General features: G+C 72.7%; 12 protein-coding genes. 5 read left to right on the forward strand and 7 right to left on the reverse strand.

Annotation, left to right across the window (positions count from 1 at the left end; translation table 11 throughout):
- Positions 1–68: 68 nt before the first annotated feature.
- Positions 69–458 (reverse strand): Rv2175c family DNA-binding protein, encoded by a 390-nt coding sequence (locus EAD98_RS26765; protein WP_121656747.1) that lies wholly within the window; start codon positions 456–458, stop codon positions 69–71.
- A gap of 189 nt (positions 459–647) precedes the next feature.
- Here EAD98_RS26765 and pknB point away from each other — a divergent pair, with 189 nt between their 5' ends.
- On the forward strand, positions 648–2633 hold the full coding sequence (gene pknB, locus EAD98_RS26770; protein WP_121656738.1) for a Stk1 family PASTA domain-containing Ser/Thr kinase: 1986 nt from the start codon (positions 648–650) through the stop codon (positions 2631–2633).
- A 1-nt stretch (position 2634) separates the two neighbouring features.
- Positions 2635–3501: a deoxyribonuclease IV gene (locus tag EAD98_RS26775; RefSeq protein ID WP_121656739.1), complete on the forward strand. Its 867-nt coding sequence runs from the start codon at positions 2635–2637 to the stop codon at positions 3499–3501.
- Positions 3502–3592: 91 nt separating this feature from the next.
- Here EAD98_RS26775 and EAD98_RS26780 read toward each other — a convergent pair whose 3' ends face one another.
- From EAD98_RS26780 to EAD98_RS26795, 4 genes are all read right to left on the reverse strand, one after another.
- The gene (locus tag EAD98_RS26780) at positions 3593–4624 is read right to left on the reverse strand and encodes a low specificity L-threonine aldolase (RefSeq protein WP_121656740.1); all 1032 of its coding nucleotides are present in this window, start codon (positions 4622–4624) and stop codon (positions 3593–3595) included.
- Positions 4617–6023 carry a class II 3-deoxy-7-phosphoheptulonate synthase gene (locus EAD98_RS26785; RefSeq protein ID WP_121656741.1) on the reverse strand — a complete coding sequence of 469 codons (1407 nt, stop codon included), beginning with the start codon at positions 6021–6023 and terminating at the stop codon, positions 4617–4619. The genes EAD98_RS26780 and EAD98_RS26785 overlap by 8 nt, the downstream gene beginning before the upstream one ends.
- Before the next feature lie 88 nt (positions 6024–6111).
- A complete protein-coding gene (locus tag EAD98_RS26790; RefSeq protein WP_121656748.1) occupies positions 6112–6621 on the reverse strand; it encodes a nuclear transport factor 2 family protein in 510 nt (169 codons plus the stop codon).
- 179 nt (positions 6622–6800) lie between these two features.
- On the reverse strand, positions 6801–8366 hold the full coding sequence (locus tag EAD98_RS26795; protein ID WP_121656742.1) for a glycosyl hydrolase family 18 protein: 1566 nt from the start codon (positions 8364–8366) through the stop codon (positions 6801–6803).
- Positions 8367–8533: 167 nt separating this feature from the next.
- On the opposite strand from EAD98_RS26795, the gene EAD98_RS26800 reads away from it, so the two are divergent.
- Entirely contained in the window at positions 8534–9031 is a 498-nt protein-coding gene (locus EAD98_RS26800; protein WP_121656743.1) for a glutathione peroxidase, read from the forward strand.
- Between the two features lie 137 nt (positions 9032–9168).
- On the opposite strand, the gene EAD98_RS26805 is transcribed toward EAD98_RS26800, so the two are convergent.
- Positions 9169–10020 carry a GNAT family N-acetyltransferase gene (locus tag EAD98_RS26805; protein ID WP_121656744.1) on the reverse strand — a complete coding sequence of 284 codons (852 nt, stop codon included), beginning with the start codon at positions 10018–10020 and terminating at the stop codon, positions 9169–9171.
- An 88-nt stretch (positions 10021–10108) separates the two neighbouring features.
- On the opposite strand from EAD98_RS26805, the gene EAD98_RS26810 reads away from it, so the two are divergent.
- Positions 10109–10783, forward strand: a complete 675-nt coding sequence (locus EAD98_RS26810; RefSeq protein WP_121656745.1) for an NADPH-dependent F420 reductase — start codon at positions 10109–10111, stop codon at positions 10781–10783.
- 34 nt (positions 10784–10817) lie between these two features.
- On the opposite strand, the gene EAD98_RS26815 is transcribed toward EAD98_RS26810, so the two are convergent.
- Positions 10818–12419, reverse strand: coding sequence for a glycosyltransferase 87 family protein (locus tag EAD98_RS26815; RefSeq protein WP_121656746.1), 1602 nt, complete (start codon positions 12417–12419; stop codon positions 10818–10820).
- Positions 12420–12599: 180 nt separating this feature from the next.
- On the opposite strand from EAD98_RS26815, the gene EAD98_RS26820 reads away from it, so the two are divergent.
- Positions 12600–13466 (forward strand): DUF4397 domain-containing protein, encoded by an 867-nt coding sequence (locus EAD98_RS26820; RefSeq protein WP_233583986.1) that lies wholly within the window; start codon positions 12600–12602, stop codon positions 13464–13466.
- The last annotated feature ends 81 nt before the right edge of the window (positions 13467–13547 follow it).

Genomic DNA, 13547 nt, shown 5'->3' on the forward strand with positions numbered 1-13547 from the left:
CCGGTGCGGGCGCCGCTAACCTCATGATCGACGCGGGAAGGCGCGTAGGGGCGCGTAGCGCGGGAAGGTTAGAAACCGAGGGCTTGGGCTCGGCGTTTGACTTCGCGGGCCTGGTCGCCGGAGAGGGCGGCCGCCGGGGTGGCGCCGGGGAGGGTGTCGTCCGGCTCGTAGAGCCAGCGCAGCGCGGCCTCGTCGTCGTAGCCGTTGTCGGAGAGCAGGTTGAGCACGCCGGGTAGGTGCTTGAGCACGGTCTGGTTGGCCACCAGGTCCGCCGGAATCCGGCGGATGCCGTCGCGGCGGACCGCCAGCAGCTCCCGGTCGCGGATCATCTGGTGCACCTTGCTGATCGACACGTCGAGGCGCTCGGCGACGTCGGGCAGGGTGAGCCAGCCGGCCGGGTCGGCGGGTCCGGCGAGCTCGGGGCCGGGCACGGCCTGGTCGGGTACGGGTTCGGTCACCCGATCACCCTGCCACGCCACTGCCCGGACGAGCCACCGGGCACCCCGGGGCGACCGGTCCGAACACTCGGCGGACCACCAGCGACCAGCGGATGAGGGGCCGGTGAGCGCGGTGGGACGGACCAGATTCGTCGCCGGCTGTAGCATCCTGTTCAACCTTTGCCCCCTGGACACATAGACTCCCTGCCGATGGACACACAGGTCGCCGACACGTTGCTGGGCTCGCTGATCGACGGGCGCTACCGCATTCGCGGTCGCGTGGCCCGTGGCGGCATGGCGACCGTGTACACAGCAACCGACGAGCGTCTCGAACGCACCGTCGCTGTCAAGATCATTCACCCGACGCAGGCGCCCGAGGCCCGGGCCCGGATCGCCAACTTCGTGGCCCGGTTCACCGACGAGGCGAAGACCATCGCCCGGCTGACCCACCCGAACGTGGTGGCGGTCTACGACCAGGGCACGCACGCCGGTCTGCCGTACCTGGTGATGGAGTACGTCCGTGGCCGCACGCTGCGCGACGTGCTGGCCGAGCGGCGCCGGCTCAACCCGGACGAGGCGCTGGCCATCGCCGAGCAGATGCTCGCCGCGATCGCCGCCGCGCACCGCGCCGGCCTGGTGCACCGCGACGTCAAACCGGAGAACGTGCTGGTCGCCGAGGCGCCCACCGGCGGTGTCGCCAACCTGGTGGACAGCGTGGTCAAGGTGGCCGACTTCGGGTTGGCCCGGGCGGTCGAGGCGAGCGCCGACGAGGAGCAGGGCAACCAGCTGATGGCCACCGTGGCGTACGTCGCCCCGGAGCTGGTCACCGAGGGCCGGGCCGACCCGCGCACCGACGTCTACTCGGCGGGCATCGTGCTGTTCGAGATGCTCACCGGTCGGGTGCCCTACGACGGTGACCGCCCGGTGGACATCGCGTGGCAGCACGTCGACCGGGACGTACCGGCGCCGTCGATGCTGGTGCCCGGCCTGCCGCCGATCCTCGACGAGCTGGTTCAGCGGGCCACCCGGCGCGATCCCGGTGCCCGGCCCGCCGACGCCGGGGCGCTGCTGACCGAGGTGCAGACAGCCCGGGACGACCTGGGCGACGCCAACAGCCGTACCGCCGTGCTGCGGCGGGTGACCGACGAGCCGCCGGTGTCCCAGCCGACCATGATGGTCGCCACGGTCCGCCCGGCCGAGCGCCCGACCTGGGCCCGGCTACCGGAGGGCGGCGGGCAGGGGCCGGGCCGGCGGCGGGCCGCCCCGGAGCCGGCGGAGGGCCTGTGGTCCCGGCTCGCCGCGCTGCGCAGCACGGTGCTGGGCGACCCGCGGGGCCGGCTGGCCGTCGGGGCCGCGGTGGTGGCGCTGGTCCTGGTGGCCGGGCTCGGCGTCTGGTGGTTCAGCGCCGGCCGCTACACGGAGGCCCCGCAGCTGGTCAGCCTGACCAAGGTCGACGCGCAGGCGCAGGCCGAGCGCGCCGGGCTCACGCTGGCCTACGGCGAGCCGCGCTACGACGAGAAGGCGCCGAAGGACAGCGTGCTGGGGCAGAGCCCGGCGTCGGCCGCCAAGATCGTCAAGGGTGGCACGATCACCCTGACCCTCTCCCTAGGCCCGGAGCGCTTCCCGGTGCCGGACGTGATCGGCAAGGAGTTCGAGCTGGCCGAGGCGGACCTGGTCAACGCGAAGCTGGTGGTGGCCAAGGGCACCGCCCGCTACGACGACACCCTGCCGGCCGGAGTCGTCGTGGACAGCTCTCCCAAGGTGGGCGCCGAGGTCAAACCGGGCGCGAAGATCACGCTCATCCTGAGCCGGGGCCGGGCGCCGGTGTCGGTGCCGAACCTGGTCGGCAAGAGCCTGACCGAGGCCCGCACCATCCTGGCCGAGCTCAAACTGGTGCTGGTCGAGACCTACAAGGACTCCGACAAGCCCAAGGACGAGATCCTGAGCCAGAGCCCGGCCGACGGCACCGGCGTCGAGAAGGGCGCCCAGGTCAAGCTGGACGTCAGCAAGGGCCCGCCGCTGGTGGTGGTGCCCCGGGTGATCGACCTGCCCTGCCCGCAGGGCAAGCAGGTGCTGGAGAGCCAGGGTTTCCCGGTGGCCGTCCAGTTCAACCCGAACGCCGTGGTCCGCTTCCAGAATCCGAGCGAGAACTCGCAGGTGCCGCCGGGCACCCAGGTCACCATCGGGTGTTTCTGAGATGCCGGTGACCCGTTCCCGACCGGTCGGCGCCCACACCCCCACCTCCGGCGGGCTGGCCAGGGCTGCCCTGCCGTACGTCGACGCGACCGGCGCCGAGGTGGTGCAGGTCTACGTCTCCAACTCGCGGGGTTGGGCGCTGCCCCCGGGTGACCCGGCGCAGGACGCGCTGTTCCGCGACGGTTGCGCCGAGCGGGGCATCCCGACCTTCATCCACGCGTCGTTGCTGGTCAACCTGGGCTCGCCCACCCCGGCCACGGTCGAGCGTTCGGCCCAGACGCTGGCGCACGCGCTGCGCCGGGGCGTGGCGATCGGCGCCCGGGCGGTGGTGTTCCACGCGGGCAGTTCGGTGGACGAGGGGTACGCCGAGGCGGCGATGCGACAGGTCCGCCAGGAGCTGCTGCCGCTGCTGGACTGGGCCGCCGAGGCTGGCGGGCCGATGCTCCTGGTCGAGCCGAGCGCGGGCGGCGGACGGTCGCTCGCCTCCCGGGTGGAGCAGCTCGGGCCCTACCTGGACGCGGTGGACCGGCACCCGATGCTCGGGGTCTGCTTCGACACCTGCCACGCCTGGGCGGCCGGGCACGACCTGGCGGCCGAGGGTGGCATGACGGCGACCCTGGACACGTTGGTGGCCACCGTGGGCGCCGACCGGCTGCGGCTGGTGCACGCCAACGACTCGAAGGATCTGTGCGGCTCCACCCGGGACCGGCACGAGAACATCGGTAAGGGCACCATCGGTGAGCCGGCCTTCGCCGAGCTGATGGCCCACCCGGCGACCGCCGGCGTCCCGATCGTCGTGGAGACGCCCAGCGAGAAGCAGGTCGGCCACACCGCCGACATCGCCACCCTCACCCGCCTCCACCCCTGAACCCCGCCCCCAAGCGGTTGATCAAGAGGTTCGCGTCATCCGGAGGCCGAAACCTGACGCAGACCTCTTGATCAACCCCGGGTCGTGCGCGTCAGGCAGCCAGGAGGCGGGTCAGGACCGTCGCGGCGTGGGTGACGCCGGCGTCGTCGAGGTCCAGGTGGGTGACCAGGCGGGCGGTACGCGGGCCGAGCACCGAGATCAGCACACCCTCGTCCCGCGCGGCGGCGGCCAGGGCGCGTGCGTCCAACGCGTGCTTGGTCAGGTCCAACGGAACCAGGTTGGTGCGGACCGCGGCGGCGAGCACACCGAACGGCGCGACCGCCTCGGCGAGCCGGGCCGCTCTGGCGTGATCCTCGGCCAGCCGGTCGACGTGGTGCGCCAGCGCGTACCGGCCGGCGGCGGCGAGAATGCCCGCCTGACGCATGCCGCCACCCATCCGCTTACGGATCAGCCGGGCCCGTTCGATCTTCTCCGCGCTGCCCACGACCAGCGAGCCCACCGGCGCGCCGAGGCCCTTGGAGAGGCAGACCGACAGCGTGTCGAAGAGCTGGCCGTACTCGACCAGCGGCACACCGTCGGCGACGTGCGCGTGCCAGATCCGCGCGCCGTCGCAGTGCAGCGCGACCTCCGCGTCGTCGGCGATCCGGCGCAGCTCCCGCAGGGTCGCCAGCGGGATCACTCCCCCGCCGCCCCGGTTGTGGGTCTGCTCGACCGCGATCGCCCGGGTGGGGACGGCGAAGTAGCCGTCCGGCCGGATCATCCCGGCGACCGCCTCCGGGTCGATGTCCGCGCCGACCGCCGGCCAGGTCCGGGAGGAGATGCCGCCGTACGCGGCCGCGGCGCCGATCTCGTACGTGACCACGTGCGCGTCGGCGTCGCAGAGCAGCTCGTTGCCGGGCGACACCAGCAGTTGCAGGGCGATCTGGTTGGCCATCGACCCGCTCGGGGCGAACAGCGCCGCCTCGTGCCCGAACAGCGCGGCGACCTCGGCCTCCAGCGCGTTGACGGTCGGATCCTCGCCGTAGACGTCGTCACCGACCTCGGCGGTGGCCATCGCCTCCCGCATGCCGGGGGTCGGTCGGGTCACCGTGTCGGACCGCAGGTCCACGAATGCGTCAGCCACGCAACATCTCCGCTACCAGGAAGGCCAGCTCCAGCGACTGCTGGGTGTTCAGTCGCGGGTCGCAGGCGGTTTCGTACCGGTCGGGCAGGTCGAGGTCCTCGATGCCCTGGGCGCCGCCGAGGCACTCGGTGACGTCCTCGCCGGTCAGTTCGACGTGCAGGCCACCGGGGTGGGTGTCCAGCCCACGGTGCACCTCGAAGTAGCCGAGCACCTCGTCGACGATGCGGTCGAAGTGCCGGGTCTTGTAGCCGTTGGACGACTCGTGCGTGTTGCCGTGCATCGGGTCGCACTGCCAGACCACCTTGGCGCCGGCCGCGGTGACCTTGGCCACGATCGGCGGCAGGGCGTCGCGTACGCGGTGGTTGCCCATCCGGCTGATCAGGGTGAGCCGGCCGGGGATGTTGTCCGGGTTGAGCTTCTCGCACAGCTCGATCGCCTCGTCCGGCGAGGTGGACGGGCCGAGCTTGACGCCGATGGGGTTGGCGATCCGGGAGATGAAGTCGATGTGCGCGCCGTCGATCTGCCGGGTGCGCTCGCCGATCCAGAGGAAGTGCCCGGAAAGCCCGTACGCCCGGCGGTCGGAGACCCGGGTGAGCGCCCGGTCGTACTCCAGGGCGAGGGCCTCGTGGGAGCAGTAGAGGGTGACGGTGCGCAGCGCCTCGTCGTCGGTCATCCCGCAGGCCCGGATGAAGGCCAGCGCGCGGTCGATCTCCCGGGCGATCGCCTCGTAGCGCTCCCCGGCCGGGGAGTTCTTCACGAACCCCTTGTTCCAGTCGTGCACGGCGTGCAGGTCGGCGAGCCCACCGGCGAGGTACGCCCGGAGCATGTTCATCGCCGCCGCCGAGTTGGCGTACGCCCGGATCATGCGCTGCGGGTCGGCGACCCGGGCGGCCGGGTCGGCCTCCAGCGAGTTGATCATGTCGCCGCGGTAGGCCGGCAGACCGCGCGCGTCGGTCGGCAGCGACCGGGGCTTGGTGTACTGCCCGGCGACCCGGGCGACCTTGACCACCGGCAGCGACGCGCCGTAGGTCAGCACGATCGCCATCTGGAGCAGGGTGCGGGCGTTGGCCAGCAGGTGGCTCTCGGTGTTGTCGGCGAAGGTCTCGGCGCAGTCACCGCCCTGGAGCAGGAACGCCTTGCCCTCGCAGACCAGGGCGAGCTTCTGCCGGAGCTGGTCCACCTCGTAGGGCGCGACGACCGACGGCACGGTGTCGAGCACCTTGCAGACCTCGGCGACGGTGCCCGGGTCCGACCACGGCGGGGTCTGCTCGCGGGGCAGGTCCCGCCAGCGGTCGAGGCCGAGGGCGGCGTCCTCGGCGGAGTCGACGGTCGGTCGGCTGGTCTGCAGGCCCGGGCTGCCCACCGCGGGATGGCTCAGCTGATGCCACTCATGGCGCATGACAGAAAGCGTACGGCGACCGCCGGGGTGCCTGGGCGGCGAGGGGGACGGTTCCGGCAGATGGGAGACCGGTCCCGGTGGGTGCCGGTCAGGAAGCGGGCGAGGGGGCGACGCCGCCCGACGTCGCGCCGGCGGGCGGGGCGCCGCCCGGCGCCTCCCCGGCGATGCACCAGTCGCCCCCGTCCCGGGTGACGGTGAACACCAGCGGCCGAGTGATCTTGCGCTTGCCGGCGGTGACCGACACCGAGACGCTGACCTCCTGGCCGCGCGGGCCGGACCGGACGTCGGTGATCGCCGCCTCGGGCACCTTGAAGTGATCGGCGAAGTCGCCGTTGGGGCCGGTCGCGCCCAGGTCGAAGCCGTCGTGCAGCAGCGCGCAGAGCTGGCTTCGGCCGGCGGCGACGTCCTTGGCGGTCATCGCGTCGAGGTACGCCTGGACGCGCTCGCGGGACCGGGTGGCAGCCTCCTCGGCGGGGGCCCGCTCGGGCTTGGCGGCCGGCTCGTCGTCACCGCCGGTGAGCCCGCAGCCGACCAGAGCGACCGGCAGCAGCACCAGCCCGGCGGCGGTGGCCGCCAGCCTGCGGTGGGTCGGGCGCATGACCACCTCCGTCGACGGGACATCGAGACTGCCGAGCCGCGAGTCTGCCACATCGGGCGGGCCCGGCCCAACGCCGGCGGCCCGGCCGACGCTGGGCGTCGACCGGGCCGGTACGTCACGGGCGGGGAGGGACGGTGCGTGCCCCTCCCCGCCGTGTGGGTGGTGCGTCGGCCCTCGGCTCAGCCGAGACCGCCCTTGATGGCGCTGATGAGCTCGCCGTTGCCGGTGTCACCGGAGAGCTCCCAGAAGAACGCGCCACCGAGGCCCTGGTTCTTCGCGTACGTCATCTTGCCGTTGATGGTCGACGGGGTGTCGTAGCTCCACCAGTTGCTGCCGCACTTGGCGTACGCGGTGCCGGCGATGGTGCCGGTGGCCGGGCAGGTGTTCTTGAGGACCTTGTAGTCCTCGATGCCCGCCTCGTACGTGCCCGGCGCCGCGCCGGTGGCGCTGCCGCCCGGGGCGGCCTGGGTGACGCCCGTCCAGCCCCGGCCGTAGAAGCCGATGCCGAGCAGCAGCTTGTTGGCCGGGACGCCCTTGCTCTTGAGCTTCTGGATCGCCGCGTCGGAGTTGAAGCCCTGCTGCGGGATGCCGGTGTACGAGGTGAGCGGGGAGTGCGGGGCGGTCGGGCCCTGGGCGGCGAAGGCGCCGAAGTAGTCGTACGTCATCGGCATGAGCCAGTTGAGGTTGCCGATGGCGCCGGCGTAGTCGGTAGCGTCGATCTTGCCGCCGTTGCTGCCGTCCGCGGTGATCGCGGCGGTGACCAGGGCGTTGGAGCCGAACCTCGACCGCAGCGCGCTGATCACGTTCTTGAACGCGTTCGGGCCGCTGGTGTCACAGGTGAGGCCACAGGCGTTGGGGTACTCCCAGTCGACGTCGATGCCGTCGAAGACGTCCGCCCAGCGCGGGTCCTCGACCAGGTTGTAGCAGCTCTCCGCGAAGGCGGCCGGGTTCTGCGCGGCCTGGGTGAAGCCGCCGGACCAGGTCCAGCCACCGAAGGACCAGATCACCTTGAGGTGCGGGTTCATCTGCTTGAGCTTGCGCAGCTGGTTGAAGCTGCCGCGCAGCGGCTGGTCCCAGGTGTCGGCGACGCCGTCGACGCTGTCCGCCGCGGTGTACGCCTTCTCGTAGTCGGCGTAGCTGTCACCGATGGCACAGCGCCCGCCGGTGGTGTTGCCGAAGGCGTACAGGATGTGGGTCAGCTTCGCGGCCGAGCCGCTGGTCTGGATGTTCTTGACGTGGTAGTTGCGCCCGTAGACGCCCCACTCGGCGAAGTAGCCGACGACCTTCTTGCCGCCCGGGTTCGGCGGGTTGGTGGTCGGCGGAGTCGTGGTCGGCGGGGTGGTACCGCCGCCGCACGCGGCACCGTTGATGGTGCAGTTCAGCGGCGCCTTGTAGGCGCCGGTGCCGTTGTAACCCCAGCTGAACGAGGCGCCGGGGGCGATGCCGCCGGCCCAGCTCTTCTTGACCGCGACGTAGTGGTTGCCGCTGCTGGTGACGTCGGCGTCCCACGCGCTGCTGATGGTGGTGCCGGACGGCAGGTCGAACTCGATGCGCCAGGTGTTGACCGTGGCACTCGACCCGTTGGTGACGGTCACCCTCGTCTCGTGACCGGTCCCCCAGTCCTGTGCCTTGGTGAACGTGGTGGTGACCGTGCCGGCGCCGAATGCGGTGGTCATCGGCACCGCAGCGACGGTCACGGCGACCACGGCACCGGCCCAGAGGGCCCGGCGGAGCGATCTTTTCATGAGGCGTCTCCCGAACTGTTAGGAAACTTTCCAAAAGAGATGGTGAGACGGTACTCACGGCGTCATCACTTCGTCAAGATGTGCATGTTTCGATTTCTGCTGGTGCGTGGAGTGCACCTGATCCGCCCGTCACCGGGACCCCGCCAGCCGGCGCGTAGCCTCGGGCCATGAACGTCTTCGACATCCCGATCGACGCCCTCAACGGCGGACCCGCCGACCTCGCCCAGTACCGCGGCCGGGCGCTGCTGGTCGTCAACGTGGCCTCCCGCTGCGGCCTCACCCCCCAGTACGCCGGCCTCCAGACCCTCGCGGACACCTATGCCGACCGCGGCCTGGTGGTGCTCGGCGTGCCCTGCAACCAGTTCGCCGGGCAGGAGCCGGGCAGCGCCGCCGAGATCAGCGACTTCTGCCAGGTCAACTACGGGGTCACCTTCCCGCTGACCGAGAAGGTCGACGTCAACGGCCCCGACCGGCACCCGCTCTACGCCGCCCTGGTGGACACCCCGGACGCCGACGGGCACACCGGGGACGTCCGGTGGAACTTCGAGAAGTTCCTGGTGGCCCCGGACGGCACGGTCGCCGCCCGGTTCGCGCCCACGGTCGAACCCGGCGCCGAAGACCTGCGCACCGCCCTGGAGAAGGTGCTACCCACGACCACGGCCTGACCCGCGCCTAACGCGTCGATCATGGACCCGTGGTGCCAGACCTGCGGCGTTTCGCCGGACCCGTCCCCCACCAGGACTCCATGATCGACGGGGCGGAGGACGACGGGGCGGAGGGCGGCGGGCAGTGCGGCGGGGCTTCAGCGCGTGACGAAGAGCCACTGCGCCGCGTCCGACAGGGGGCGGTAGCCGAGGGACTGGTAGATCTGGTTGCTGGTGGGGTTGGTTAGGTCGGTGTAGAGCGTGCAGGCGGTGGCGCCGGCGTTCAGGGCGTATTGGCTGACGTGGGCGACGCTGGCGCTGGCGAAGCCCCGCCCCCGCCACTCCGGGGGCGTATACACGCCGCTGATTCGGACCACGCCGGCGACCGGCCTGCTCAGCCAGGCCGTCGAGACCGGGGTGCCGGCGTGCTCCCACAGCCAGAGCAGGTCGCCGTGCGGCAGCCGGGCGCGGACCTGCCCGGCCGCGTCGACCGGCGGACCGGCGGGCATCGTCTCCGCGGCGAACGCGGCGGCCCAGGCGACCAGCAGGTCCCGGTCCGCGGCGGTGGCCGGGCGGGCGCGCCCGGCCACACCCACCGGCGGCCGGACCGCGTCTAGTCGGAAGATCCGCTGCGCGGTGCCGGGTACGGCGGTCCCGCCGGCCTGTTCGGCGTACCGCTCGGCGAACTCGGCCACGGCCGGGACCGGGCCGTGCACCTCGGCCAGCGGCGGCACCGCCCGGACGAAGTGCTCGGCCAGCACTCGCGCGACGTCCGCCGACACGTTGCCGAGCAGCGGCCCGCGCGGCGGCGTGTGCACCACCGCACCCACCGTCGCGCCGTCGACCACCCGGACGAACCGCTCGCCCCCGGAGAGTGGCACGTCACCCGAGAGCCGGTCCGCGACCAGCGTGAGCAGTACGTTGTGCAGGACGGGCTCGCGCCGCAACCAGCCGTCGGCTCCGGCGGCGAAGGTCGCGAGATCCTCGGTCAGACACTGCACGAACGGCATTCTGCGCACCCGTCGACGCCTCGACAACCGGAATAACCCACCACGGCGGTCGGGAATGCGGCGCGGGTGGACGGAGTTGGGAACCGACATGACAACTGTGGGACTGATCGGCAGTGGCAACATCGGCGGCACCGTGGCCCGACTGGCGGTGGCCGCCGGCTACGACGTGGTGCTGAGCAACTCGCGGGGGCCGGAGACGCTCACCGACCTGGTCGACGAGCTGGGCGAGCACGCCAGCGCCGGCACGGCACGGGACGCGGCGCGGGTCGGCGACCTCGTGGTGGTCAGCGTTCCGCTGAAGGCCTACCGGGCGGTGCCGGTGGAGCCGCTGGCCGGCAAGGTCGTCATCGACACCAACAACTACTACCCGCAGCGCGACGGGAACTTCCCGGAGCTGGACTCCGGCGAGATCACCAGCAGCGAGCTGCTCCAGCGGCACCTGCCGGACGCCCGGGTGGTCAAGGTCTTCAACAACATCTTCTTCAAGCACCTGGACTCCCTGGCCCGGCCGTCGGGCGCGGCCGACCGCAGCGCCCTCGCGATCGCCGGCGACGACGCCGCCGCGAAGGCCGAGGTGACGGCCTTCCTGGATCGGATCGGCTACGACGCGGTGGACGTCGGCCCGCTGGCCGAGGGGTGGCGCTACCAGCCGGACACCCCGGCCTACGGAGTGCTCTACTCCGCCGACCCGAACGACTGGGAGCACCCGAAGCAGGGCGACGCCGACACGCTGCGCGCTTCCCTGGCCGCCGCCACCCGCTGACCGTTCCCGCCGGGCGGGGCCTCCGCGGCCTCGCCTAGCGGGCGGTCGTCCGCAGGGCGGCGGCGAGTTCCTCGTCGTAGGTGGCGATCTGCCGGCCGTCCGAGGCGTACGCCACGAGCCGACCCTGCGCCATGCTCGCCGACCGGAACGAGAACGTCCGCGTCCCCGGGTAGGCGGCGAGCAGGGGAATGGTCCGGGGCGCCCCACCCGGCGCGGAGTAGTACTCCAATCGGGCCACCTGCCCGGAGACCACGCCGTTTACCCGCACCTTGGTCTTCTCGGCCCGCGTGCCGAAGGTGACCGGCGCGTCGGTGCCGTAGGCGGCGCACTCGACCGGGCTGCGGCAGACGAAGAAGTATCGCGGGTTGACCACGTCGTCGAGGGTGTACGCCTTGAAGGTCGGGTCCGCTCCGGCGGGCAGCGGTTGCACGGCGAAGAACGCCACCGCCACCGTCGCCGTGATGCCCACCCGCCACCAGGCCCGCCCGACGGCCGGTCGCCGCTGGGTCCGGACGGCGGCGACCGCCACGCCACCGAAGCCGGCCAGGCACAGCAGGCACACCCCGACGGCGCGGGCGTTCTCGAACAGGAACTGCACGCCCGGCCGCATCGACACCGGGCTGAGGACCGCCCCCAACGAGACGACCATGGCGGCGAGCAGCGCCGCGCCGGCGACCCGCTGGGTGACGCCGGACGCGCCGATCAGCAGCATCGCGGCGAGCACCGGCCACACCTGGTGGTGGGTCCAGGAAACCGGGGACGCGGCCACGGTGGCGCAGCCGACGAGCACCGCGGCGTGCCCGGGGCGGCCCTGCGCGGTCAACTGCCGGGCGCGCAGCAGCGCCGCCGCGCAGATGAGCGCCACCAGGCTGGCCCAGAGCAGGGGCAGCGCCGCCTCGTCGACCCCGACGCGCAGCAGCATTCCGTGCACGGACTGGTTGCCGAGCGAGGCCAGATTGCCGATCCGGGAGGTCTTCCGCACGGCCTCGGTCCAGTAGGTCCAGCTCTCGGCGGGCAGCACGATCGTGGCGAGCCCGGCGCAGGCAACGAACGTCGCCGCCGCGCGACCGGCGTCGCGGTAGCGACCTGTGGCGAGGAAGTAGACCACGAACAGCAGCGGGGTCAGCTTGATCGCCGAGGCCACCCCGACCAGCACGCCACGCACCCGGGGTGGAACCACGCCCATCCCGTCCAGCAGGGCCATCAGCACGATGAAGATGCTGACCTGCCCGAAGCGCAGGTTGCTCTGCACCGGCGCGGAGAGCATCAGCACCGTGGCCGCCACCGCCACGACGAGTGGGCGACGGGACCGTCGGGCGGTCAGTGCGACACCGACCGACCCGGCGATGGCGACGACCGCCGCGCATGTCGCCACCAGCCAGGCCGCCTGCAGGACGCCCTCGCTGACGGCGGTGATCGGCCCCAGCACGAGGGCGGCGAATGGCGGATAGGTGAACGGCCCCCCGTTCTCCGCCACGTACCCGTACAGCGGCCGACCGGCGTGCAGGTCGGACAACGCCCCGTAGTAGATGTGCAGGTCGGACAGGCGGTCCTCGCGTCGCGACACGAGCACGCAGGACACCAGCGCGACGACGACGAAGGCCGCCCACACCAGCGCCACCCGGCGATCCCGCATCGACCGAGGATATTGGATCGCGGCGGTGGGTGGGTGCCCGCCGGCTGGCCGGGGCTCGGACCGCCATCGATGCCAGAAAAAATCAGCGACATGCCGGCGACAACTTGCGCCGTGGTCCCGTACACGGGACTCTGTTCCCTGGGTTGCCGCCCGCTCACCGACCGTGCTCTCGGAGGCGACATGCGCATGCTCCCTACCACCGTGTCCCGCCGGCTGCTCGCCGGCGCCGGCGCGCTCCTGCTCGGCACCACCCTCGCCGCCGTCGGCGTCAGCACGCCGGCCAGCGCCGGCGCGGACACCGTCGGATACGTCCGGCTCGCCCACCTCTCCCCTGACACCCCCGCCGTGGACGTCTACCTGGCCGCCCCCGACGCCGCGAAGCCACGGGTCTTCCCCGGGGTGGGCTACGGCGTGGTCTCCGACTACCTGGAGCTGGCGCCCGGCCGGTACGCGGTGGCGATGCGCGAGGCGGGCGCCCCCGCCAGCGGTCCCCCGGTCCTCACCACCGAGGTCGCGGTGACCAGCGGTGACGCGTACACGGTGGCCGGTGTCGGCCGGCACGCCGACCTGGGGCTGCGGGTGCTCAACGACGACCTCAGCGCGCCCACCCAGGGCCGCGCCAAGGTACGCGTCGTGCAGGCGTCGGTGCGGACCCCGGTGCTGGATGTGGCCGCCGCCGACGGCCCGATGATCGCCAACGGCGTGCAGTTCGCCACCACGACGGACTACCAGCAGGTGGAGCCGGGCAGCTGGCGGCTGCGGCTGACCGGGGCCGGCGGCCCGAGCACCGACACCGAGGTACGCCTCACCGGCGGCGCGGTCTACTCCCTGCTGGTGCTCGACGCGAAGCAGGGCGGACTCACCACCGAGCTGCGCCGCGACGCCGAGGGCGGCACCGTCGTCCCCGCGGGCGGGGTGGACACCGGCGCCGGCGGCTCGGCCGCGGCCGGGCGTGGGGCGTACCCGCTGGTGGCCGGCGGGCTGGCCGCGGTGGCCGTCATGGTGAGCCTGCTGCTCTGGCGTCGGCGGCGGCGCACCACCTGGTGAGCACCCGGCCGGGCCCCGCGATCCGGCGGCACCGTGACCGCCGGGTGCCGCTGGCCGCGCTGGTCGCGGCCGGCGGCACCC

This window comes from Micromonospora sp. CV4, from assembly GCF_003667455.1.
GTDB lineage: Bacteria > Actinomycetota > Actinomycetes > Mycobacteriales > Micromonosporaceae > Micromonospora.

Bases quoted from the DNA above. Each gene is read 5' to 3' on its own strand.
- EAD98_RS26805 (WP_121656744.1), bottom strand. From the start codon at position 10,020: ATGCCGTTCGTGCAGTGTCTGACCGAGGATCTCGCGACCTTCGCCGCC.
- EAD98_RS26785 (WP_121656741.1), bottom strand. From the start codon at position 6,023: ATGCGCCATGAGTGGCATCAGCTGAGCCATCCCGCGGTGGGCAGCCCG.
- EAD98_RS26815 (WP_121656746.1), bottom strand. From the start codon at position 12,419: ATGCGGGATCGCCGGGTGGCGCTGGTGTGGGCGGCCTTCGTCGTCGTC.
- EAD98_RS26810 (WP_121656745.1), top strand. From the start codon at position 10,109: ATGACAACTGTGGGACTGATCGGCAGTGGCAACATCGGCGGCACCGTG.
- EAD98_RS26795 (WP_121656742.1), bottom strand. From the start codon at position 8,366: ATGAAAAGATCGCTCCGCCGGGCCCTCTGGGCCGGTGCCGTGGTCGCC.
- EAD98_RS26790 (WP_121656748.1), bottom strand. From the start codon at position 6,621: ATGCGCCCGACCCACCGCAGGCTGGCGGCCACCGCCGCCGGGCTGGTG.
- EAD98_RS26800 (WP_121656743.1), top strand. From the start codon at position 8,534: ATGAACGTCTTCGACATCCCGATCGACGCCCTCAACGGCGGACCCGCC.
- EAD98_RS26820 (WP_233583986.1), top strand. From the start codon at position 12,600: ATGCGCATGCTCCCTACCACCGTGTCCCGCCGGCTGCTCGCCGGCGCC.
- pknB (WP_121656738.1), top strand. From the start codon at position 648: ATGGACACACAGGTCGCCGACACGTTGCTGGGCTCGCTGATCGACGGG.
- EAD98_RS26775 (WP_121656739.1), top strand. From the start codon at position 2,635: ATGCCGGTGACCCGTTCCCGACCGGTCGGCGCCCACACCCCCACCTCC.